The 23206-nt window shown below is 54.0% G+C and carries 16 protein-coding genes; 10 read left to right on the top strand and 6 right to left on the bottom strand.

What is annotated here, in order from left to right; all coding sequences use genetic code 11:
• Window positions 1–69 precede the first annotated feature (69 nt).
• On the bottom strand, window positions 70–8274 hold the full coding sequence (locus ACO07T_RS19260) for an Ig-like domain-containing protein (protein WP_422050731.1): 8205 nt from the start codon (window positions 8272–8274) through the stop codon (window positions 70–72).
• Window positions 8275–8830: 556 nt separating this feature from the next.
• Here ACO07T_RS19260 and ACO07T_RS19255 point away from each other — a divergent pair.
• The 10 genes from ACO07T_RS19255 (at window position 8831) to ACO07T_RS19210 (ending at window position 19738) form a co-directional block, all read left to right on the top strand.
• On the top strand, window positions 8831–11476 hold the full coding sequence (locus ACO07T_RS19255) for a molybdopterin-dependent oxidoreductase (RefSeq protein WP_422050730.1): 2646 nt from the start codon (window positions 8831–8833) through the stop codon (window positions 11474–11476).
• A gap of 236 nt (window positions 11477–11712) precedes the next feature.
• Window positions 11713–12765 carry a TRAP transporter substrate-binding protein gene (locus tag ACO07T_RS19250; RefSeq protein ID WP_422050729.1) on the top strand — a complete coding sequence of 351 codons (1053 nt, stop codon included), beginning with the start codon at window positions 11713–11715 and terminating at the stop codon, window positions 12763–12765.
• A gap of 58 nt (window positions 12766–12823) precedes the next feature.
• Entirely contained in the window at window positions 12824–13408 is a 585-nt protein-coding gene (locus tag ACO07T_RS19245) for a TRAP transporter small permease (RefSeq protein WP_422050728.1), read from the top strand.
• Window positions 13405–14718, top strand: a complete 1314-nt coding sequence (locus ACO07T_RS19240) for a TRAP transporter large permease (RefSeq protein WP_422050727.1) — start codon at window positions 13405–13407, stop codon at window positions 14716–14718. The genes ACO07T_RS19245 and ACO07T_RS19240 overlap by 4 nt, the downstream gene beginning before the upstream one ends.
• 81 nt (window positions 14719–14799) lie before the next feature.
• On the top strand, window positions 14800–15969 hold the full coding sequence (gene pobA, locus ACO07T_RS19235; RefSeq protein ID WP_422050726.1) for a 4-hydroxybenzoate 3-monooxygenase: 1170 nt from the start codon (window positions 14800–14802) through the stop codon (window positions 15967–15969).
• A 44-nt stretch (window positions 15970–16013) separates the two neighbouring features.
• Window positions 16014–16421, top strand: coding sequence for a 4-carboxymuconolactone decarboxylase (gene pcaC, locus ACO07T_RS19230; protein WP_422050725.1), 408 nt, complete (start codon window positions 16014–16016; stop codon window positions 16419–16421).
• A gap of 15 nt (window positions 16422–16436) precedes the next feature.
• Window positions 16437–17165, top strand: coding sequence for a protocatechuate 3,4-dioxygenase subunit beta (gene pcaH, locus ACO07T_RS19225; RefSeq protein WP_422050724.1), 729 nt, complete (start codon window positions 16437–16439; stop codon window positions 17163–17165).
• Window positions 17165–17779, top strand: coding sequence for a protocatechuate 3,4-dioxygenase subunit alpha (pcaG, locus tag ACO07T_RS19220; protein WP_422050723.1), 615 nt, complete (start codon window positions 17165–17167; stop codon window positions 17777–17779). Before pcaH ends, pcaG begins: the two co-directional genes overlap by 1 nt.
• Window positions 17780–17813: 34 nt before the next feature.
• Window positions 17814–18650, top strand: a complete 837-nt coding sequence (locus tag ACO07T_RS19215; RefSeq protein ID WP_422050722.1) for a 3-keto-5-aminohexanoate cleavage protein — start codon at window positions 17814–17816, stop codon at window positions 18648–18650.
• A 29-nt stretch (window positions 18651–18679) separates the two neighbouring features.
• Window positions 18680–19738: a 3-carboxy-cis,cis-muconate cycloisomerase gene (locus ACO07T_RS19210; protein WP_422050721.1), complete on the top strand. Its 1059-nt coding sequence runs from the start codon at window positions 18680–18682 to the stop codon at window positions 19736–19738.
• Window positions 19739–19766: 28 nt separating this feature from the next.
• Here the strand turns inward: ACO07T_RS19210 and ACO07T_RS19205 are convergent, their stop codons facing one another.
• From ACO07T_RS19205 to ACO07T_RS19185, 5 genes are read right to left on the bottom strand one after another with little or no spacing between them, the layout of a single operon-like run.
• The gene (locus ACO07T_RS19205; RefSeq protein WP_422050720.1) at window positions 19767–20423 is read right to left on the bottom strand and encodes an energy-coupling factor ABC transporter ATP-binding protein; all 657 of its coding nucleotides are present in this window, start codon (window positions 20421–20423) and stop codon (window positions 19767–19769) included.
• The gene (gene cbiQ, locus ACO07T_RS19200) at window positions 20420–21202 is read right to left on the bottom strand and encodes a cobalt ECF transporter T component CbiQ (protein ID WP_422050719.1); all 783 of its coding nucleotides are present in this window, start codon (window positions 21200–21202) and stop codon (window positions 20420–20422) included. Before cbiQ ends, ACO07T_RS19205 begins: the two co-directional genes overlap by 4 nt.
• Window positions 21202–21783, bottom strand: coding sequence for a cobalt ABC transporter permease (locus ACO07T_RS19195; protein ID WP_422050718.1), 582 nt, complete (start codon window positions 21781–21783; stop codon window positions 21202–21204). Before ACO07T_RS19195 ends, cbiQ begins: the two co-directional genes overlap by 1 nt.
• On the bottom strand, window positions 21780–22391 hold the full coding sequence (gene cbiM, locus ACO07T_RS19190; RefSeq protein ID WP_422050717.1) for a cobalt transporter CbiM: 612 nt from the start codon (window positions 22389–22391) through the stop codon (window positions 21780–21782). The genes ACO07T_RS19195 and cbiM overlap by 4 nt, the downstream gene beginning before the upstream one ends.
• Window positions 22392–22397: 6 nt before the next feature.
• Window positions 22398–23183, bottom strand: a complete 786-nt coding sequence (locus ACO07T_RS19185; protein WP_422050716.1) for a DUF4198 domain-containing protein — start codon at window positions 23181–23183, stop codon at window positions 22398–22400.
• Between the last annotated feature and the right edge of the window lie 23 nt (window positions 23184–23206).

The following is a 23206-nucleotide window of genomic DNA, read 5'->3' as shown; positions in this document are numbered from 1 at the left end:
ATCTCTCCACATGGAGAGTGCTCTGAATAGGAGGGCAATGACCATTGCCCCCACTTATCCAATCACGGCCTACACAAACAAGAAATCAGCGTCATTCACGAAGGTCACCAAACCTGTATCGTTTGTGAGCTCGTATGTGCCTCCACCAAGGGCGTTTCCTTTAAGCAAGTCAGCGCTGGCACCATCCACTTCGATAGCTGCACCCCCAAAGGAAATGACAACTCCTGTTCCATCACCTTGATCCGTTACAGTGCCCGCACCAAGAGAAAGCTCGAACACTAGCCGGTCACTGCCAAGATCACCAAAGTCGGTTATCACATCGGCGGCGCTTGCACCTGTGGCAAAATCAGAAGCGAAGATGAATACATCATCTCCTTCGCCGCCAGACAACTGATCCGCACCCTCACCACCGGTAAGACGATCATTACCGATGCTACCCGCCAATGTGTCGTCACCAGCCAAACCACGAAGCACATCGTTGCCAGCTCCGCCATCCAACAGGTTCGCTAAGGCGTTGCCGGATATTAGGTCTCCAGCATCACCACCGATCACATTGATCGCATCCAGCGCCATTGCGGAACCTTGGATAGTGCCATTTGCAAAGCCTATTTCTGTCTCAAGAAGTGCCGCCAAAGCCTCTGCGTATTTTGCGTCACCTGCGTCCGTGAAGTGCACCATATCAGGCAGCAGATCCGCCTCCGTCAAAGGCGTATCAAACAAATGCAGAGTAGGATGATCTAGGGCTTCGGTGTTCACGAGCTGCCGGATCCCCGGGACATAGGTCCCGTTCCCTACATCACCGACAACGCGCGCGCCATCTACAATGCTGTAACCTTCATTGGTCTGGTCCACCAAAACACCAAGCTCAGGCTTCACAGGGATAAGAGAGATCACCAAATGACGATCAGCTGAGCCATCCAATGCAAAGTACTGATCAATCAAGACCTGCATACCCGCCAAGATCTGATCCACCTTGGTAGGCCCATTGAGGTCATTGGTGCCCAACATAAAGAGCGTCACGTCTGGATTGAGTTCATCTACAGTGAGCGAGAAGTTCATCTGGTCATTGGGATCATCGGTCAGTACCTCAGCCAAAGAATGGCCCGGAACTGCAGAATGGTCCTGATCAAGCATACCTTCTGAGCCGCTGTTAAAGCGGCCGATGTAATCTATCCAGACATCTTCGGCCAAGAGGTTCTCAAAGAGGTCATCTCTGAAGCCGCCTTCGACCTCGGGGTTTCCAGTCTTGAACCCTTGCGTCAAAGAATCTCCAAACATCATCACAGTCGCTGCGTAACCGTAGCTTGCCTGGGCCAGATCAACCACCAGACCACGACCTTCTCCCGTAAAGTCTCGCTGACCGACTGCCAAATCCACAGTACCTGTGTCTGTCGTTTTGCCATCGCTGATTGTGTAGGTGAAGCTGTCATCTCCGGTGTAGCCTGCGTTTGGTGTGTAAATCACTTCACCATTCACAATAACAACCGTCCCGTGGCTCGCTTGTGATGTGATCTCTGTTACATCCAAAGACGTGAGATAAGTGGCGTCTGGATCAACATCATTGGCCAAAACGTCCAATGTCCAGTTGCCAGAGCTTTCCACGCTAAAGAAGTCGTTATTGGCGACGGGTGGTGGGTCTACTGTCACCATGCGGCCATTTGACTCCATGCTCGCTTCGGTACCTTGGAGATTGCGTACGCCTTGCAGGATGGCAACGGGCACAAAACCGCTGGCCCCATCCGGATTGATTTCCATCAGCGTGTCGCTGCCGGTGGTGGTGAAGCGTACAAAATCCGTGATGTCATCGGTCGCGGAGTTATAGCCGACCAGCGCATCACTCACATCAATGAAGTTCCACCAGGCGTAGTCGGTGACCGTATCCACCGCGCCATCCACCACAGAGAACTTATAGGTGTCGTTGCCCTTGCCGCCGGTCAGCGTGTCCGCACCGGCGCCGCCGTCCAAAGTGTCATTGTTGTTATCACCAGACAGCGAGTCATCGCCAGAGCCACCAAACAATATGTCACCACTGCTGCCGCCAAAGAGCGTGTCGTTGCCAACATTGCCATAGAGACTGTCTGTCCCGCTGCCGCCATAGAGCGTGTCATTACCCGCCAGCCCGTCAATCGCATCAGCGCCGCCAGTCAGATACGGCAGCCCATCGTCATTTCCGTCTGTGAGCAGAACCGCGTTGGGATCAATCGGATCATAGAGCGACCCAACGGTCACAGATACATCGGCCGTGCTGGACGCGGTCCCATCCGACACCGCGTATGTGAAGCTGTCGCTGCCGATAAAGCCCGCATCCGGTGTGTAGACAATCTCACCGTTCACCACAGACACCGATCCATTGGCAGGTGTGGATCCCGAGACATCCAGCGTGAGACCGTCCCCATCCACATCGCTGTCATTGGCCAGAACGTCAATGGTGACGGCCACATCCGGGTCCGTACTGGCGCTGTCGTCCTGCGCCACCGGCGCATCATTTTGCGCCTGAATGGTCACCGTGGCACTGCCATCGGTGGTGGTTTTGCCATCACTCAGCACATAGCCAAAGCTGTCCGTCCCGGCATAATCCGCATTCGGTGTGTAGGTGGCAACGCCGCCCGCCAGGGTCACTGAACCATGTTCGGTTTCCACAACCCCTACGGTGCCCGCGTCATCATAATCGCTGGTCAGAGCCGTCACCGTCAGCGGATCGCCATTGGCGTCACTGTCATTGGCCAGCAGATCCAGAGCCACGGCTTGATCTTCCAAGGTGTTTGCCGCATCCGCCACGGCCACAGGTGCCGCATTGGTCTCATAGACTGTGACAGACACAATTGCTGTGCTGCTGCTGCTGCCATCGGAGATCGCATAGGTAAAGTTGTCGCTGCCCACAAAGCCGGGATCGGGCAGATAGACGATCTGCCCATCCACAACGGAGACCTGTCCGTTGGATGGAGTAGAACCGGAGACATCCAGCGTCAGGCTGTCGCCATCCGCATCGCTGTCGTTGGCCAGAGCATCAATCTGGATCGGGCCATCCTGCTCGCCATTGACCGCGTCATCCTGGGCCACCGGTGCATCGGGGGCAGGGGCCACGGTCACTGTCACCGTGGCAACAGATTGCGTGCCCTGATCATCGCTCACTGTGTAGGTGAAGCTGTCGGTGCCATTGGCGTCGGCATTGGGGGTGTACGTCAGCTGTCCCGCATCAATCACAACAGAGCCAAACTGCCCTGGAGTGACCGCATCCAAGCTCAGCGCAGCGCCTTCAGGATCGCTGTCATTGGCCAGCACATCGATGGTCACCGCTTGATCCTCTGTGGTGCCGGCACTGTCATCCACCGCGTCCGGCGCGGCGTTGGGGCTGGCCGTCAGAAGGCCACCGCTGGCTTCCAGGGATGCCTCGGTGCCTTGCAGGTTACGCACCCCTTGCAGGATGGCGACGGGTACAAAACCACTGACCCCATCCGGATTAATCTCCATCAGCGTGTCGCTACCAGTCGTGGTGAAGCGTACAAAATCCGTGATGTCATCGGTCGCAGAGTTGTAGCCAGCCAGCGCTTCCGTCACATCAATGAAGTTCCACCAGGCGTAGTCGGTGACCGTATCCACCGCGCCATCCACAACAGAGAACTTATAGGTGTCGTTGCCCTTGCCGCCGGTCAGCGTGTCCGCACCGGCTCCGCCGTCTAAAGTGTCGTTGTTGTTGTCGCCAGATAGCGAGTCATCGCCGGAGCCGCCAAACAACATGTCACCACTGCTGCCGCCAAAGAGCGTGTCGTTGCCAACATTGCCATAGAGACTGTCTGTGCCGCTGCCACCATAAAGCGTGTCATTGCCGGCCAGCCCGTCAATCGCATCAGCGCCGCCAGTCAGATAGGACAAGCCATCGTCATCCCCGTCTGTGAGCAGAACCGCATTGGGATCTATCGGATCATAGAGCGAGCCAACGGTCACAGATACATCTGCCATGCTGGACGTGGTGCCGTCTGACACCGCGTAAGAGAAGCTGTCGCTGCCGATAAAGCCCGCATCCGGTGTGTAGACAATCTCGCCGTTCACCACAGACACCGATCCATTGGCAGGTGTGGATCCCGAGACATCCAGCGTGAGACCGTCCCCATCCACATCGCTGTCATTGGCCAGAACGTCAATGGTGACGGCCACATCCGGGTCCGTACTGGCGCTGTCGTCCTGCGCCACCGGCGCATCATTTTGCGCCTGAATGGTCACCGTGGCACTGCCATCGGTGGTGGTTTTGCCATCACTCAGCACATAGCCAAAGCTGTCCGTCCCGGCATAATCCGCATTCGGTGTGTAGGTGGCAACGCTGCCCGCCAGGGTCACTGAACCATGTTCGGTTTCCACAACCCCTACGGTGCCCGCGTCATCATAATCGCTGGTCAGAGCCGTCACCGTCAGCGGATCGCCATTGGCGTCACTGTCATTGGCCAGCAGATCCAGAGCCACGGCTTGATCTTCCAAGGTGTTTGCCGCATCCGCCACGGCCACAGGTGCCGCATTGGTCTCATAGACTGTGACAGACACAATTGCTGTGCTGCTGCTGCTGCCATCGGAGATCGCATAGGTAAAGTTGTCGCTGCCCACAAAGCCGGGATCGGGCAGATAGACGATCTGCCCATCCACAACGGAGACCTGTCCGTTGGATGGAGTAGAACCGGAGACATCCAGCGTCAGGCTGTCGCCATCCGCATCGCTGTCGTTGGCCAGAGCATCAATCTGGATCGGGCCATCCTGCTCGCCATTGACCGCGTCATCCTGGGCCACCGGTGCATCGGGGGCAGGGGCCACGGTCACTGTCACCGTGGCAACAGATTGCGTGCCCTGATCATCGCTCACTGTGTAGGTGAAGCTGTCGGTGCCATTGGCGTCGGCATTGGGGGTGTACGTCAGCTGTCCCGCATCAATCACAACAGAGCCAAACTGCCCTGGAGTGACCGCATCCAAGCTCAGCGCAGCGCCTTCAGGATCGCTGTCATTGGCCAGCACATCGATGGTCACCGCTTGATCCTCTGTGGTGCCGGCACTGTCATCCACCGCGTCCGGCGCGGCGTTGGGGCTGGCCGTCAGAAGGCCACCGCTGGCTTCCAGGGATGCCTCGGTGCCTTGCAGGTTACGCACCCCTTGCAGGATGGCGACGGGTACAAAACCACTGACCCCATCCGGATTAATCTCCATCAGCGTGTCGCTACCAGTCGTGGTGAAGCGTACAAAATCCGTGATGTCATCGGTCGCAGAGTTGTAGCCAGCCAGCGCTTCCGTCACATCAATGAAGTTCCACCAGGCGTAGTCGGTGACCGTATCCACCGCGCCATCCACCACAGAGAACTTATAGGTGTCGTTGCCCTTGCCGCCGGTCAGCGTGTCCGCACCAGCACCGCCATCCAAAGTGTCGTTCTGCTTCTCTCCGGACAGGTTATCATTGCCAGAGCCGCCGTAAAGAATATCCGCGTTGCTGCCACCATAGAGGGCATCATCGCCAATATTGCCATAAAGCGTGTCCAGTCCATCACCACCATAAAGCGTGTCATTACCCGCCAGCCCGTCAATCGCATCAGCACCGCCAGTCAGGATCGGTAGGCCATCGTCATTTCCGTCGGTGAGCAGAACCGCGTTGGGATCAATCGGATCATAGAGCGAACCAACGGTCACAGACACATCTGCTGTGCTGGACGTGGTGCCGTCTGACACCGCATAAGTAAAGCTGTCGCTGCCGATAAAGCCCGCATCCGGTGTGTAGACAATCTCACCGTTCACCACAGACACCGATCCATTGGCCGGTGTGGATCCGGAGACATCCAACGTGAGACTGTCCCCATCCACGTCGCCATCATTGGCCAGAACGTCAATGGTGACGGCCACATCCGGGTCCGTGCTGGCGCTGTCGTCCTGCGCCACCGGTGCATCATTTTGCGCCTGTATGGTCACCGTGGCACTGCCATCGGTGGTGGTTTTGCCATCACTCAGCACATAGCCAAAGCTGTCCGTCCCGGCATAATCCGCATTCGGTGTGTAGGTGGCAACGCCGCCCGCCAGGGTCACTGAACCATGTTCGGTTTCCACAACCCCTACGGTGCCCGCGTCATCATAATCGCTGGTCAGAGCCGTCACCGTCAGCGGATCGCCATTGGCGTCACTGTCATTGGCCAGCAGATCCAGAGCCACGGCTTGATCTTCCAAGGTGTTTGCCGCATCCGCCACGGCCACAGGTGCCGCATTGGTCTCATAGACTGTGACAGACACAATTGCTGTGCTGCTGCTGCTGCCATCGGAGATCGCATAGGTAAAGTTGTCGCTGCCCACAAAGCCGGGATCGGGCAGATAGACGATCTGCCCATCCACAACGGAGACCTGTCCGTTGGATGGAGTAGAACCGGAGACATCCAGCGTCAGGCTGTCGCCATCCGCATCGCTGTCGTTGGCCAGAGCATCAATCTGGATCGGGCCATCCTGCTCGCCATTGACCGCGTCATCCTGGGCCACCGGTGCATCGGGGGCAGGGGCCACGGTCACTGTCACCGTGGCAACAGATTGCGTGCCCTGATCATCGCTCACTGTGTAGGTGAAGCTGTCGGTGCCATTGGCGTCGGCATTGGGGGTGTACGTCAGCTGTCCCGCATCAATCACAACAGAGCCAAACTGCCCTGGAGTGACCGCATCCAAGCTCAGCGCAGCGCCTTCAGGATCGCTGTCATTGGCCAGCACATCGATGGTCACCGCTTGATCCTCTGTGGTGCCGGCACTGTCATCCACCGCGTCCGGCGCGGCGTTGGGGCTGGCCGTCAGAAGGCCACCGCTGGCTTCCAGGGATGCCTCGGTGCCTTGCAGGTTACGCACCCCTTGCAGGATGGCGACGGGTACAAAACCACTGACCCCATCCGGATTAATCTCCATCAGCGTGTCGCTACCAGTCGTGGTGAAGCGTACAAAATCCGTGATGTCATCGGTCGCAGAGTTGTAGCCAGCCAGCGCTTCCGTCACATCAATGAAGTTCCACCAGGCGTAGTCGGTGACCGTATCCACCGCGCCATCCACCACAGAGAACTTATAGGTGTCGTTGCCCTTGCCGCCGGTCAGCGTGTCCGCTCCTGCGCCGCCGTCCAAAGTGTCGTTCTGCTTCTCCCCGAACAGGCTGTCGTTGCCGGAACCGCCATAAAGAATATCCGCGCTGCTGCCACCATAGAGGGCATCGTCGCCAATATTGCCATAAAGCGTGTCCAGACCATCACCGCCATAAAGCGTGTCATTGCCTGCCAGCCCGTCAATCGCATCTGCGCCGCCGGTCAAAATCGGCAGGCCGTCGTCGTCAGCATTTGTCAGTTGCGTCGCTTTAGGATTAATTGGGTCCAAGCCTACTTGTACGACCGCCCATGCGGTATTGGATGTCTCACCATTAGCATCAACAACTGAGTACTCAAAACGGTCAACACCCACGAAACCTGCGCTATTAGGAGTGTAAGTAAAGACTCCAGAAATGGGATCCTGGTTCAGACTTCCGTAAACCGGAGCTTGGGTAATGGTGATATCTAAATCGTCTAGTGCCAGACCATCTGGATCATAGTCGTTGGCCAGTAAGTCGAGCTCCATGAGGCTGCTTGTTTCGCTGAAGAACCAATCGTTTTGTGCGATCGCAGCAGTACGCGCAGTGAAGCTGACACTTTCGTAAGATGCCGTGGTGGACGGAGCAAAGTTCGGGTCCCCCATCCAGCTAGGTGTACCGTGCCAAATGCTCATGAATATTTGAGCGTCAGCAGTCGGTACATCCAGATCCATAGGGTCGACAACTGAATGTAAAAGAACGCCATCCGCGTACCATGAAATTGAATCCGGTCCCCATTCAATTTCATAAGTGTGGAAACCAGCGGAGGAATCAAAGCCGAGATCGACCACAGTTCCAACGCTTTCACCCTCAAAGTGGTAGGTCAGCCAGGCTTTTGTGGGATCTTCGCTTAGAAACTCAAAATCTATCTCTGTTTCCGGAGAATAGAGAAAAAATGTCGAATTTGCGCCGCTGCCAGATGCGGTCTGCATTTCGACGGTATAACGCCCAAAACTATACTCGTTGATCGTGCGGACTTCCCCACCGCCATATGATTTCCCGTCAGACGGTTGATCATCAAGTGTCAGGGTCAACTGCCCTGCCGAAACAGCAACATTGCCCGGAGACCAAGCAGTGTCGATCCATCCTCCTGGCAGTGCATAATCTGAAATCAGCCAGACGTTCGAATCTAACTGGCTGTTAAAGTCATCAGAAAAATTAGACATGCATCCAAACCCATAAAATCCCACAAAAACACGACTTATTAAGGAACAAGAAATGTCGCTTAAATTGCTAATATAATTAAATAGTCTTGAACCTTGTTAACGCATTTATAACAAATGTCGAGCACCTAGCAAATCAACTCTGCGTAAAGATAGTGAGAGTTGTTTCCGGAGCTGCAACAGTGAGCTGTCGAAGTTCGCATTGTGAGGGCAGGGCGCGCATTTGGGCGGATTTTGAGTCCGCCCTCGTCAATAAAATAGAATCAACGAACCGTTCAAAATTCAACGCGATTATTTCTTCAATTCTACAGCATACTCGAAACCAATGTGTTGAATGATCTATTTGAATAACCCGTGAATGGCGCTTCTTCGAAGAACAAAGCAAAGTACTCTACTGCGTTGTAATTTATGGGTGGTGCATCTTCTTTGTTTTCGGCCCTATATGAAAACCTATAAGGCTCCGAGCCTCCCGGTAGGAACCGCCTAAACGCTGTGTTAGTCTGCCGGCATTCAAAACGTGCGACCCAATTCTGTTATTCGGCAAAAATTGGAGGCAAAAATGCATATTTCTCGCCGGAACTTTCTGAAGTCGACGTCATCCATTGCCCTCTCTTCCCTCGCTCCATTGAGTGCCTACGCTCAGGCGGATCGCGATGTGCAATTCATTCCACACGCCGGCCAAGCCGGTGTCTTCTGGGGAATGGTTGAGAATGGGGAATTGGTAAAAGCTATACCGCGTACTGAATTTGATCCGCGCCCAACCAAAATGATATCCGAGGGAATTGTCAGTCGGACCTACAGTAAGACACGTGTTCTTTATCCGCATGTCCGAAAATCTTATTTGGAAGCGGTTCAAAATGGCGTGAAAGACGTAAAGCCAGAACGTCGCGCTCGAGAAGAATTTGTGCGTGTGGATTGGGATACCGCCCTCGGCCTTACGGCCAAGGCCATATTGGATACTATTGAAGAGTATGGGAATGAGGCGATTTTTTCGACTTCCTATGGTGGGTGGGCGCATGGCGGAGTTCTCACACCCAATGTTCTGCAGGGCCGCTTCTTCAATCTGATCGGTGGGGCGTCTGTAACTGTCGGCGATTTTTCCGGTGGCGCCGGTCAAATCATCATGCCGCATGTTATTGGAGACATGGAGGTTTATTCACGCCAGACCGCTTGGTGGCAGATACTCAATCACTGTGAAACCTTTGTCTTGATCGGCACCGACCCGCACAAAAATGGCCGGGCTGAAGGCGGCACAACCGACCATTCGATGTTCCCAAGATGGGAAGTCATTAAAGAGGCTGGCGTTCGCTTTATTTCAATCAATCCTCAACGCACGACGACTGATGAGTGGCTTAGAGCGCAGTGGTTGAAAATTATTCCAAACACAGACACTGCGCTCTTTCTTGCGATGTCGACCCACGTCTATGAGAAAGGCACTTATGATAAAGACTTCCTTGAAACCTATACCGTGGGTTGGGAACGCTTTGTCGACTATCTGCAAGGCAAAGATGACGGCATTCACAAAACGCCTGAGTGGGCGGCCGCCATTACGGGAATTCCAGCCAATCGTATCCGCGCGCTGGCCAATCGCTGCGCCCGCACGCGCACTCAGTTTGCCGGGTCTTGGGCGATCCAAAGAGCACATCATGGCGAAATGCCCTATTGGGCGATAACAGCCTTTGCCGCAATGACGGGGCAGATCGGATTGCCGGGCGGCGGGGTTGGCTTCTCGTGGCACTGGGGGCAAGGTGGCGCGCTTTTTGCTCAGGCACGTGCGCCGGGTGGCCTCCCTCAAGGGCGCAATCGCGTCGTGGGGATCTGCCCGGCGTCTCGTCTTAACGAGATGCTTCTCAATCCTGGGAAGGAATTCACACGCAACGGTGGTAATTTCACATTCCCAGATGTCCATATGATCTATAATGCCGGAAACAACTTCGGCTCACACCAACAAGACACCAACGAGCTCTTGAAAGCGATGAAGAAGGTCAAAACGGTTGTTTGCCAAGACCCATGGTGGACAGCAGCAGCACAGTTTTCTGATATTGTTTTGCCTGCAACATCAACTGTAGAGCGCGATGAGATCAGCTCGGGTGGAACGTACTCCAAGGACAAAGTGTATGCTATGCGCAAAATCATCGAGCCTCTTGGGGAGAGCCTAGACGATTTTGAGATCTTTCGGCGGCTTGCTGCAATGTTCAATGTGGAAGAGCAATTCACGAACAATCAAGACCGGATGGAGATCATCGAGACATCTTACGACAAATCGACAGCTTCCGAATATATGGATTTTGAGGAGTTTTGGGAAACCGGTGTGGCGCGAGTCCCTCAACCTCTTGAAGAATTTGACTGGGTGCGGCACGGCGCCTTCCGAACAGATCCCGCTGCAAATCCTCTTGCGACGCCTTCAGGGAAAATTGAGCTCTTCAGCCAGACGATCGCAGATATGAACTTAGAAGACTGCCCGCCAATGCCAACATGGCTCGAGCCAGCAGAGTATCTTGGGAACGCGGAGCCGGACCAATTGCACGTTGTCAGCCCGCATCCTTACAATCGCATTCATTCTCAGTTCGCACAGTCCGATCTTCGTCATGAGCTCAATATTGAAGACCGCGAATTCCTATTGATCAACACTGACGATGCTTTGGATCGCGATATTCAAGATGGCGACCTTGTCGAGCTCTACAACGACCGCGGCGCAGTGATTGTTGGCGCACGCGTAACAGACAATATTATGCTCGGTGTGGTGTCGCTTTATGAAGGGGCGTGGTTCTCGTTTGACAGCAAAGGGCGCTGCAACTCAGGGGCTATCAATATGCTCACCTCGAGCCGCCGCTCCTCGGGCCTCAGTCAAGCGACCACTGCCAATAGCTGTCTGGCGCGATTGCGAAAGGCCACAGATGTTGAGGGATCCAATATGGCTTACAACGGGCCAGCCACGATTTCGGAAGTTGTTTCACTAGATGTGGCAAGTTTTGGGTTAGACAGGGCCGACGGACTTCAGGAAGAATTCACCTCAAACATGGATCCTGGTGAGAAGCTCTTCTATGAATACTGTACGCTTTGTCACGTACCTCAGGATCCCGCGGCACATACAAAGGCGCAATGGCGCAGCATCACCGCAAGCATGTTCCCCAATGCCGGGGTAGACGAAGAGCAACAAGCGTTGATTTTGGAGTTCCTGGACAAATACGCAAAACCGGATTGATATCATCTCAGTGGATCTCGTGGGCTTAGTCTGATCCGACGGATGTGGACTGTCACTGCGCTAGCAATAATCAAACTAAGAAACACCGGAGTCGCTGCGAATTGGCGCCAAATTGCTACCGCAAACCGAGAAATTGCAGGCAGTGGCAGCAGTTGCGGGTACGACGATAGATAAAAAACATTGCATCACGCGCGCAGCTTTCCCAACATCGCATCAGGTCATAATGGGAGGATAACATGACCAAAATGCGAAGAACTTTCGTGAAAGCGGTTGGAGCGGCGGCCTGTGCGGCGATCACAATGGGATTGTCAGCACTGCCTGCGTTTGCCGCTGACGTCACATTGCGGATGCATCAGTTCCTGCCTGCGCAGGCAAATGTGCCAAAGAATATTCTGGATGTCTGGGCGGATACAATCGAAGCAGAGTCAGATGGCCGGATCGAGATTCAGCGCTTCCCGTCGATGCAACTTGGCGGCACCCCGCCACAGCTTATTGATCAGGCGATTGACGGCGTGGCAGATATTGTCTGGACCGTTGCAGGGTATACGCCTGGACGTTTTCCACGCGCCGAAGTGTTCGAACTTCCTTTCACGATGACCAGTGCAGAAGCGGTTTCACGGGCCTATTGGCAGCTTGCCGAAGAAACCATGATGGACGCAGACTTTAAGCAGATCAAAGTGCTCGGTTTGTGGGTGCATGGGCCAGGCTTGATCCACTCCAAAAAACCGATCGAAAGCGTGTCGGATCTCAATGGCATCAAACTGCGCGCGCCAACGCGTGTCACCACACAGCTCTTTGGCTCCATGGGAGCAACATCTGTCGGTATGCCCGTGCCCGCTGTACCAGAAGCGCTTTCAAAAGGTGTGATTGATGCGACGGTAATCCCTTGGGAGGTTACAGGGGCTCTCAAAGTCAACGAGCTGGTGGGCAATCATACGACTTTTGGAGATGAAACCCTTTATACAACCACCTTTATTTTCGCGATGAATAAAGATCGCTGGAATGCACTGCCCGATGATCTGAAAGCCGTGATTGACGCAAATTCCGGGCTCGAGTTTTCGGGTTTTGCTGGCAAACAGATGCAATCTGATGATGCCGGCCCCGCCAAGGCAGCTAAGGATCGCGGCAACAATATCATCACACTCTCTGAGGCAGCCGTTGCTGAATGGAAAGCTGCTGCACAGCCCACCACAGAAGCTTGGGTTGCAGAAATGGATGGCAAGGGTTTGGATGGCACTGGATTGCGCGCACGGGCGCTCGAATTGATAGCCGAAAATTCCGAAAACTAAGCGCGAAGACACACGCCCCCGTTTGCAACAAACGGGGGCGTGAATTGAGGAGACGGGCATGTACAAATGGGTGGAGCGCCTCGCGCGGCTGATGGCCGTGGCGGGCGGGGTGGTGCTTATACTGCTGGTTGGGCTTACTTGTCTGAGCGTATTGGGCCGCGGGCTTAATACCCTAGGCCATTCCGATCTTCTTGGAAGCCTGTCAGAAAGGGTAGCAGCTGGGTTGATCAGTAGCGGCGTCGGGCCGATCAATGGTGACTTTGAGTTGGTCGAGGCGGGAGTGGCTTTCGCTATCTTTTCTTTTTTGCCCATCTGCCAGCTCTACAAAGCACATGCGACGGTAGATATCTTCACCAATGCTCTACCGCGCCGCGCCAATCGAATTCTCACAGCATTCTGGGAAATGGTACTGTCCGCCGTTATTTTGCTGATCACCTGGCGCCTATTTGTCGGGATGCAGAACAAGCTAAGCTATGGCGAAACCACCTTTATCCTACAGTTTCCGATCTGGTGGGCCTACGGCTTGAGCTTCATCGCTGCGTGTGTCGCTTCAATCGTAAGCATCTATTGTGCGGCTATGCGCTTGGTTGAAATGTTGGCAGGGCGCGACCATCTGCTCGGTTCCGAGGAGAGCGGTCAATGAGCATGCTAGAGATGGGCTATCTGTCCTTTCCTGTCCTCCTTTTGATGATTTTTCTGCGTGCGCCGATTGGCTTGGCGATGTTCCTGTGCGGTATAGGCGGCCTCTACTTTGCCATGGGCGGCACCAATATGTTCATGGCGCGCCTGAAAACAGAGACCTATTCCACCTTTTCCAGTTACTCACTGACAATTATCCCGATGTTTCTGCTCATGGGGCAGTTTGCGACGCTGTCCGGCATGTCCTCAGCGCTTTTCAAAGCTGCTGAAAGCTGGCTCGGCCATCGCAAAGGTGGGGTCGCAATGGCCGCAGTAGGTGCATGCGCTGGCTTTGGCGCGATATGTGGCTCTTCATTGGCCACAGCTGCCACTATGAGCCGCGTCGCCCTGCCAGAGTTGCGTCGGTATGGCTACTCAGGCGGGTTCTCAACGGCGACTTTGGCTGCTGGAGGCACGCTCGGCATCCTGATACCGCCTTCTGTGATCCTTGTGATTTACGCCATACTGACCGAGCAAAATATCGCCAAGCTCTTCTTGGCGGCTTTTGTCCCAGGGCTTTTGGCTGCGCTGGGATATATTGCGACCATTTCAATTTATGTCCGGGTCAACCCTGATGCAGCTGGTACACGACCTGCTGTTCCATACGCAGAGCGCATGAAAGCACTGTTGGACGTTTGGCCTGTCCTGCTGATCTTCGCGCTGGTCGTCGGAGGAATTTATCTTGGTTGGTTCACTCCCACAGAAGGTGCGGCGGTAGGTGCAGCAGGAACCGGTATCATTGCCTTGTTGTCCGGCAGTCTCAGTTGGAAGATCTTTGTTGATAGCATCATCGCGACGGCTACCAGTACGGCGATGATCTTCTTCATCATTTTAGGGGCTGCGCTTTACAATGGGTTCCTCGCGCTCACCCAAGTGCCGCAAGAGCTTTCAAACTGGGTGGTGAGTTTGGGTCTTAGTCCCTGGATGGTGTTGAGCCTGATCCTCTTTTTTTATTTGGTATTTGGCTGCCTCATGGACAGCCTCTCGATGATCCTTCTGACAATTCCAATCTTCTTTCCTGTGATCAGCGCGCTTGATTTCGGGATGAGCGCGGAACATGTCGCAATCTGGTTTGGGATCTTGGTACTGATTGTGGTGGAAGTCGGATTGATCACCCCGCCTGTTGGAATGAACCTGTTTATCATCAACGCGATGGATCGAACCACGCCGATGATGGAAACCTACAGGTCCGTGCTTTGGTTTGTCTCCTCAGACATACTGCGCGTTATCCTGCTGGTGCTTTTTCCGACAATCACGCTGTTTCTAATACCTTAGTCAAAGGCGATCGGGCCGAACTTCAATTTACTTTACCGCGATTGTTAACCAATATCGTAAGGAGGGGCAGGGAGGATAAGGATGCGCACGCAGGTGGCCATCATTGGAGGAGGACCGTCTGGGCTCTTGCTTGGACAATTGCTTCATGGTGCAGGGATTGACACCGTGGTGCTTGAGCGACAGTCCAAAGCGCATGTCCTAAGCCGCATTCGAGCGGGTATCCTTGAAACTGGCACCGTCGCACTGATGCATCAGGCGGGGGTTGGTCAGCGGCTTGAAAAAGAGTGCTTTCGTCATGATGGCACCGTAATCTGCCATGGTGAGATGCGATTTAGCGTCAACTTCTCTGAACGCACGGGCAAACACGTGGTAGTTTATGGGCAAACAGATCTCACGCGCGACCTTTACGAAGCCCGAGAGATTGCAAGCGCGAAAACCCTCTTCAATATTGAAAATGTCACTATTCAAGGCGCAGATTCCGACACACCCTCGGTCAGCTATGAACAAGATGGGCTTACACATACGATCAAATGTGACTTCATCGCCGGATGTGATGGATTCCACGGTGTCAGTCGCCAAACTATCCCTGCTCACCTGAGGCGCGAATATGAAAAGCTTTACCCTTTTGGCTGGCTAGGTGTTCTTTCCGAAACGCCACCGGTCCATGATGAACTCATATATGCAGGATCTGACCGCGGCTTTGCACTTTGTTCCATGCGCAATGCAAACCTTAGCCGTTATTACATTCAATGCTCCCTGACAGATAAGCCTGAAGACTGGAGCGATACAGCTTTTTGGGAAGAACTAAAGCGCCGGATGCCAAACGACTACGCAGATAGACTTGTGACGGGTGCATCCATTGAGAAATCTATCGCTCCTCTTCGTTCATTTGTGAGCGAACCGATGCGCTGGGGGAGGCTGTTTTTGTGTGGAGATGCAGCGCATATCGTTCCCCCCACAGGCGCTAAGGGGCTCAATTCTGCGATGGGAGATGTGCACTATCTCTTCAACGGATTTCGGCAGTTCTATGAGGAGGGCGACAGTCTGGGTATCGACGACTACTCTGCCAAAGCCCTTGCGCGTGTTTGGAAAGCTGAACGTTTCAGCTGGGCAACAACCAAGCTCTTGCACAGCTTTCCTGATGACAGCGAATTCGACCGAAAGATGCGGCAGGCTGAGGTCGCGTTTCTAGCAGAAAATAGCGCGGCTCAGACCGTCTTTGCCCAGAACTATGTTGGGCTACCCTATTGAATTTGAGGTAAAATGCATGACGTTTTGGAGGAGGGAGGCCCTCAATGGTTGACCGTTTTGAAGAAGGTATGAAAGTGCGGCGCAAAGTCTTGGGCGACGCCCATGTGGACCAAGCTGAGCAGGCCAAAACCGAATTCGACTATCCGTTTCAAAATCTCATTACTGAAGCCGCTTGGGGGCATGTTTGGGCATCCGGTCGCATATCAGACCGCGAACGGTCCATGCTTACATTGGCATTATTGGCTGCGCTGGGAAACTTCGATGAAATCCCCATGCATATCAGGGCGACGGCCAACACAGGCGCATCCAAAGAAGATGTTTTGGAAGTCTTTCAACATGTGGCGATTTACGCAGGGGTGCCACGTGCAAACCATGCTTTGAAGCTTGCAAAACAGGCTTATGCTGAAATGGAAGGCGATCCACCTGCACCTATGCGCAGTACGAACGATTGAGCGAGGCCCAAACCCATGATCAAACCAGGGAGTTTCTATCAGAGGGATATGCAACGCCAACCTCCGGCGCGTGCAGAGGCGTACAAAACTAGTGTCAGCCGTTCGCCGAACTATCCCCGAATTGCTCTGGAAAATACGATTGGCGAAATGACTGGTCCCGTCTTTGGACATCATGATATCGGTCCACTGGACAACGATCTGCTCCAAAATTTCGCTCAAAACGGTGGAGTTCCACTTGGTGAAAGAATAATCCTGCATGGCCGAGTGCTCGATGAAAACGCTCGACCTGTAACGAACACTTTGATTGAAATCTGGCAGGCAAATGCTGGCGGCCGTTATCGACACAAAAACGACAGCTATCTTGCGCCAGTTGACCCCAACTTTGGTGGCTGTGGTCGAACCCTCACCGACGAGAATGGGTACTATGCCTTTCGCACTGTAAAACCAGGTGCTTACCCTTGGCGCAATTGGGTTAACAGTTGGCGCCCGTCACATATTCATCTGTCGGTGTTTGGCACAGGTTTTGCGCAGCGTCTGGTTACACAGTGCTATTTTGAGGGTGATCCACTGATCGCCAAATGCCCAATCGTAAATGCCATTCCTGATCCGAAAGCGATTGAGCAACTGATCGCACCGCTCGACCTCAAGGCGGCCATTCCGCTTGATTGCTTGGCCTATAAATTCGACGTGGTGCTACGAGGACAGCGCTCTACGTTGTTTGAAAATCGACTGGAGGGTAACTGATGGCGCAAAAACTACCCAACTTACAGGAAACGCCTTCTCAAACTGCTGGGCCCTATGTCCATATTGGTCTCGCGCCTCACGCCACCGGCATTGAAATCTACAATAAAGATCTGGGGTCTGACATCGCTGGCCCAAATGCCGAAGGGGAACGGATTGGAATAGAAGGCCACATCAAAGACGGCACAGGCGCGACTGTGAAAGACGCGCTTATCGAGGTCTGGCAAGCCAATTCAAAGGGCCACTACGCGGGGTCTAGCAACGCCTTAGAAGAAGGTTTTTGGGGATGGGGCAGGGCGGTCACCGATTTTGAAACTGGCCTGTGGCGTTTTGAGACCATCAAGCCCGGCCAGACGCCGGGCCTAAATGGCAGAGTTCAGGCTCCGCACATCAATCTCTGGATCGTCGCTCGAGGTATCAATTTGGGTCTGAATACTCGGCTGTATTTTGACGATGAAGAACAGGCCAATGTGGCTGATCCTACCCTCAATCTGATCGAACAGGAAGAACGCCGTGCCTCCCTGCTTGCGACACGCATTATTCAAGGCGATGCGGTGGTTTATAATTTTGACATAACGCTTCAAGGTGAGGGCGAAACAGTATTTTTTGACATTTAGGTACCGGGTGTGAGGAAAGAGGGGGATAAACACGATGGGCAAACCTTGCATCATTTGCTGCGCTATAACGGGGTCCGTGGCGCGCAAGGAGAACAACCCGGCTGTACCGATCTCCATTGCAGAGCAAGTTGAGAGCACGCAAGAAGCTTTTGAAGCGGGAGCGAGTATCGTTCATGTACATGTACGAAATGACGATCAAACACCCACTTCCGATCCGGATAAATTCGCGCGTTTTCAAGAAGAGATAAAAAAGCACTGTCCGGGACTCATCATTCAGTTCTCCACCGGCGGGCGCTCCGGGGCCGATAAAGAACGCGGCGGCATGCTGCCCTTGTCTCCGGATATGGCCTCACTCTCTGTCGGTTCTGTAAACTTCCCCACAAGGATTTACCCTAACGCGCCCGATCTGGTCGCCTGGCTTGCAGAAGAAATGAGACGCTACGATGTAACACCGGAAATCGAAGCCTTTGACCTTAGCCACATACTGCACGCGATCCGGTTGAACGCTGAAGGCATCTTACCCGGCAAGCTCTACGTACAGTTTGTGATGGGTGTAAAAAATGCCATGCCAGTCGACAAAGACGTGTTCGATTTCTACGTTGCAACCATGCAAAGCCGCGCCCCAAAGGGGGAATGGTGCGCGGCCGGGATCGGAATCAACCAGCTCGTGGTGAATGAATGGGCGATTGCCGCTGGCGGTCATACGCGTACGGGCCTTGAAGACAATGTGCGTCTTAATCGCAATACACTTGCACCATCAAATGCAGCGTTGGTCGCCCGCGCAGCAGAACTTTGTGAAAAATACCATCGCCCCGTCGCCACATGGCAACAAGCGCGCGAGATGCTGCAACTCACACCTGTGTCTGCGTAACAAGCTCGGATCACTGGGAGACCTCAAACATGATTTTTCAGGATCAAGATCACTGGTTGTATGGACTCTTTGATGACCACGAAACAGCCACTCTGCTTTCCGGCCAGACCAGTTTGGATCACATGCTTGCAGTAGAACGGGCTTACTCGACTGCTCTGGGCGCTAACACCGTGGTTCCTGACAGCGCGGTCCAAGAGGCGTGCGACGCTATAGATTCTTTTGTCCCTGATTGGTCGGTGCTTAAAGCAGGCACCGCGATTGACGGTGTTGTTGTACCCACGCTTGTCAAAGAATTGCGGTCTCAATTCCCTCAAAGGAGTCACGCTGCGCTGCATAACGGTATGACCTCGCAAGATGTGGTGGATAGCGCGTTGATGATGACACTGTGCCGCCTTTGCAGCCTCTTTGAGCACCGCCTCAACGAAATTGTTTCAGAACTCAATATGCTGATCTCGGATTTTGGAGATGTCCCTCTGATGGGTCGTACGCGCATGCAGGCAGCTCTGCCCATTTCCACAGAACATCGGCTGAAGCAATGGAGGGATGGAATCGCGGATGGCCTGAACCGTCTGCACGCGCTGAAGTCCCATGGGTTTGCGCTGCAGTTGGGGGGACCGATCGGGGATCAGAGTAGCTTAGGGGATAAAGTCGATCAGATTTCTTTGCATATGGCAAAGGCACTCGATCTAACCGTGCCAGAGCAGCCTTGGCATACCAATCGGATCAACATTGTAGATTTTGCCAATCTGTTGTCCTGCATCTCTACAGCGCTCGGAAAAATTGGTCAGGATATCACACTGATGGCGCAGCAAGGTATTGAAGAAATTGAGATTTCGGGTAGCGGCAGCTCCTCGGCAATGCCGCACAAACATAATCCGATACAAGCTGAGCTGCTCGTAGCCACTGCACAGTTTATCGCCACGCAGATGTCGGGCATCCATTTGGCGGCATTGCATGAACAGGAACGCTCTGGTGTTTCTTGGACATTGGAATGGATGCTCTTGCCCAACATGGCTTTGGCTACGGGGAGCGCGCTCAAAACAGCGTCTGCGCTGTTAAAAAATGTTGAGCGAATAGGGGTGGCCTAACAGTATCCCGATCACACACGATGGCTGGTTAAGGGCGCAAGTCCACGAGTTGTCCTTCACGCAGCTCCAGCGTATCTGGAGCCAAGGCTTCGCGAAATGAGGGCGTATGGCTGACCAACAAAATTGCTTGCGGCAGCCCCTGAAGGATTTCCAGAAGCCGCGCTTCATTCTTCGTATCCAGTGCATTTGTCGGCTCATCAAGAAGAAGCGCCTCGGGCTCCATTGCAAGCACCGTCGCCAAGGTTACCAGACGTTTCTCTCCTCCTGACAGCTTGTGCGTGATGCGATCGCGCAGATGCATTAGATCAAGGTCGGCGAGGACACGATCTACGATAGCAATTGCTTCGGATTTACTGCGCCCCAAATTGAGCGGCCCGAAGGCAATATCCTCAGCGACCGTGGGGCAAAACAGCTGGTCGTCAGGGTCTTGAAACACCAAGCCAATGCGTTGGCGCACCTCATGGAAATCGGCCTCGACACTGCGCTCCTTACCAAAAATCATGACGGTACCTGCGTCTGGCTTCTGAAGGCCAAGTGCAATGCGAAACAGTGTGGATTTACCAGCACCATTCGCCCCAGCAATGGACAATCGCTCTCCAGGTTCAAGATGCAGCGAGGCACCATTCAGCACTGGAGCGTGGCCAGGGTATGCGAAGTGAATGTCGTCGAGCCTTAGGATCGTCATAGGTGGTCCAGAATGAGAAGACCCGCACAAAGCGCGCACATCGAAACGGCAAAGAGGCGATCCCGCCGAGTCAGTGCGTAATCTTGTAGCAGGAAAAGTCGCCCTGAAAAGCCTCGACACTTCATTGCCGAAAGGATGCGCTCTGATCGTTCGATGGCGCGCACAAGCATCATTCCCACAAGATAGCCAAAGCTTCGATATGTGTGCCAGTTGGTTCCCGGACGAAATCCGCGGATTTTCATGGCGCCTCGGAGCCGGAGATACTCCTCTCGCAGAACTTCAATATAGCGGATAGTAAACATCAAAAGATGAACCAAGACTTCAGGGCATCGCAAACGATGGAGAGCATGCCCCAAGGTGACCGGCTCCATAGTCCCAACCAGAACCATGAGAGCAAGGATCACTGTGTTTGCGGTTAAAGCGATCTCTATGGCCTTCCAAAGCCCTTGCCAGCTCGCCGGAAAGCCAAAAACCGTGAACATTGCGTCGCCCGGCATTGAGAATGGCATCAGCACGAGCATGAATATTATGAAGCCGTCCATCATCGCCATGCGCTTCAAGGTTCGACGCTTAGGAAGGCCTGAAAGGATGAGAAGACATAGGGAGACCGAAAATGCAGCAACCAAAGCTGACAGGGTTTGCAAAGCCACGGTCACCACAGCAAAAAGACACACCGTTAGAATACGCATCCTAGGATCAAGCTCTGTAAGCTTACCATAGAGACTAGCGCCGCCAGCCTCAGAGAGCGTTTTTGCTTGTGGTTCCAGTGCGTGTGCCATCAGCTTGTCAACTTTTTGCGTGCGGCAATATAAAATCCGAGCCCAAACAAGCCAAAAATATAGCCAATACCCCCCAGAATGCTCTGAAAGTCGTTGTGCTCGCGATACGCCGCAATCTCGCGACGCAGTGGGCGCATCTCGTCTCTAACAGCTTGGGCAATCGCTGCGCGTTCTTCCTCAGAAAGCGAGGCAACGGTCATACCGCTGACATTTGAGCCTGACTGGGCAGCTGGCGCTGGATCTACTGTTTCTGCCGCAAGCCCCAAAATTTCCGCTACTTCTTCGTCAGGCATAGTGACCTCAGCAATGTGGCCTGCACCAAGATCAGCAAAAAAGGTATGCGCGACCGGGCTGCTTGGTGTGAACACAAAAAAACCATCCGCGTCAGTCACCGTGCGCCCCAATTCGGCACCATCTGGACCAGTGACGATAACTTCTTGATCTTCGGCCATATCGCCGTTTGAGAAGCCCAATTCTCCTTCGATCGCATCACCCGACGGGAACACTCCGGCAATCACCTTATGGGCCAGGGCAGGCAGCGGTGAAAGAACCAGCACACACATTAAGATCAGCTTTTTCATGCGGCTCGCCCTTTCAAAAACAGCTCCGGTTTGACTTTGCGCGCGAGCAAGACCGCAAACCCCGTGAGAACAGCCTCAATGATCATCACGGGAATATGGGCAAAAAACACGAGTTTCGCCGCAGGAATGAACTCTTCGCCTGAAAGGGCCAATGAAACCGCGACAAGTGCGGTTGTGGCAGCAATTGCAAAGGCGCCGCCAATTCCGCCCCAGATCGCCCCTTGAACAGGCGAGCCTCGGCCGATTAGGCGGCCAAACAACATCCAGGCTAATACGGCAGGAAACGCGATATTGACGGCGTTGATCCCGAGCACGGTTAAACCGCCAAAGCCAAAGAATACAGCTTGCAAAAGCAACCCCACAAAGAGGGCGGGAAATGCGGCCCAGCCGAGCAAGAGCCCGGCCAGACCGTTCAAAATCAAATGCACAGATGACGGGCCAATTGGGACATGGATCAGAGATGCCACAAAAAAGCTTGCCGACAACACGCCAGCAGCCGGGATGCGGTCAAGGTCCAGCGATTTTAGCCCCATCGCGATACCGCCGACCGCTGCGATTGCGCCGCCGATGACAACCGGATTGGACAAGGCTCCGTCAACAATGTGCATGAAGCGTTACTCCAGATCCCAAGCGCGGATCCAGATCACCGCATCCTGGCTCAGCTCTTTGCCCTCATGCTCGGTTTCCGGCCCAGAACCCAGAGCGGCAAAACCCCAATAACCTGCTTTTGGAACGCCAAAAGAGAAGTAGCCATTGTCGTCAGAGATCGCGACGATTGCGCCGCCTGGCAGAGGCGACACGGTCGCTGCTTTGGCTCCGGTGCCTTCCAGATCTGGCTCCGCTGCCATATATTCAATCTCGATTTCAGCACCCGCCACTGGCTGACCTTCGTTCAGAACACGGCCCGTGAAGGTAGACCCCGCAATAATGTTGTATGGCTTGTTCAGGGGCAGAATCTCGGTTGCGAGCCCTTGGGGCTGATCCCAGTCGGTCGGCAGCTCGTTGCGGTTCAGGTAGGTCTTGGTGATCTGCTGAATGTAGATATCCTCGGACTCTTCATAGTAAGGTGCGGGCACAGTCACGACGACATAGTCCCCCGAACGCTTTACCGGAACCGATCCCAAAAATGCTTTTGCGCTGTTGTCAGGACCGTCAAAAGTGGTCTCTTCAAGCGTCCCCAAGAGATCCGTTTTCTCACCGTTGTGGATAACGAAAAACTCTTCAGGCTTTTCCAAGGTCATCACATGACCCGCTTCGTGTGGATGCCAGAAAATAAGCTTGACTGGAACGTCACCGGGGCGCTCAATCATCGTGTCTTCGGTGTATTCCAGAAGAAAATGCGCTTGCGCCATCGCAGGGATGGAAAGAGCAGCGGTGGCCGCCAAAAGCAGCTTTTTCATTTGTTTGGTCCTTATCACGTTGC

This window comes from Shimia sp. (genome assembly GCF_965227725.1).
In the GTDB taxonomy this organism is placed as follows: Bacteria; Pseudomonadota; Alphaproteobacteria; order Rhodobacterales; family Rhodobacteraceae; genus Shimia.
This window is presented reverse-complemented; position numbering and strand designations above follow the sequence as displayed.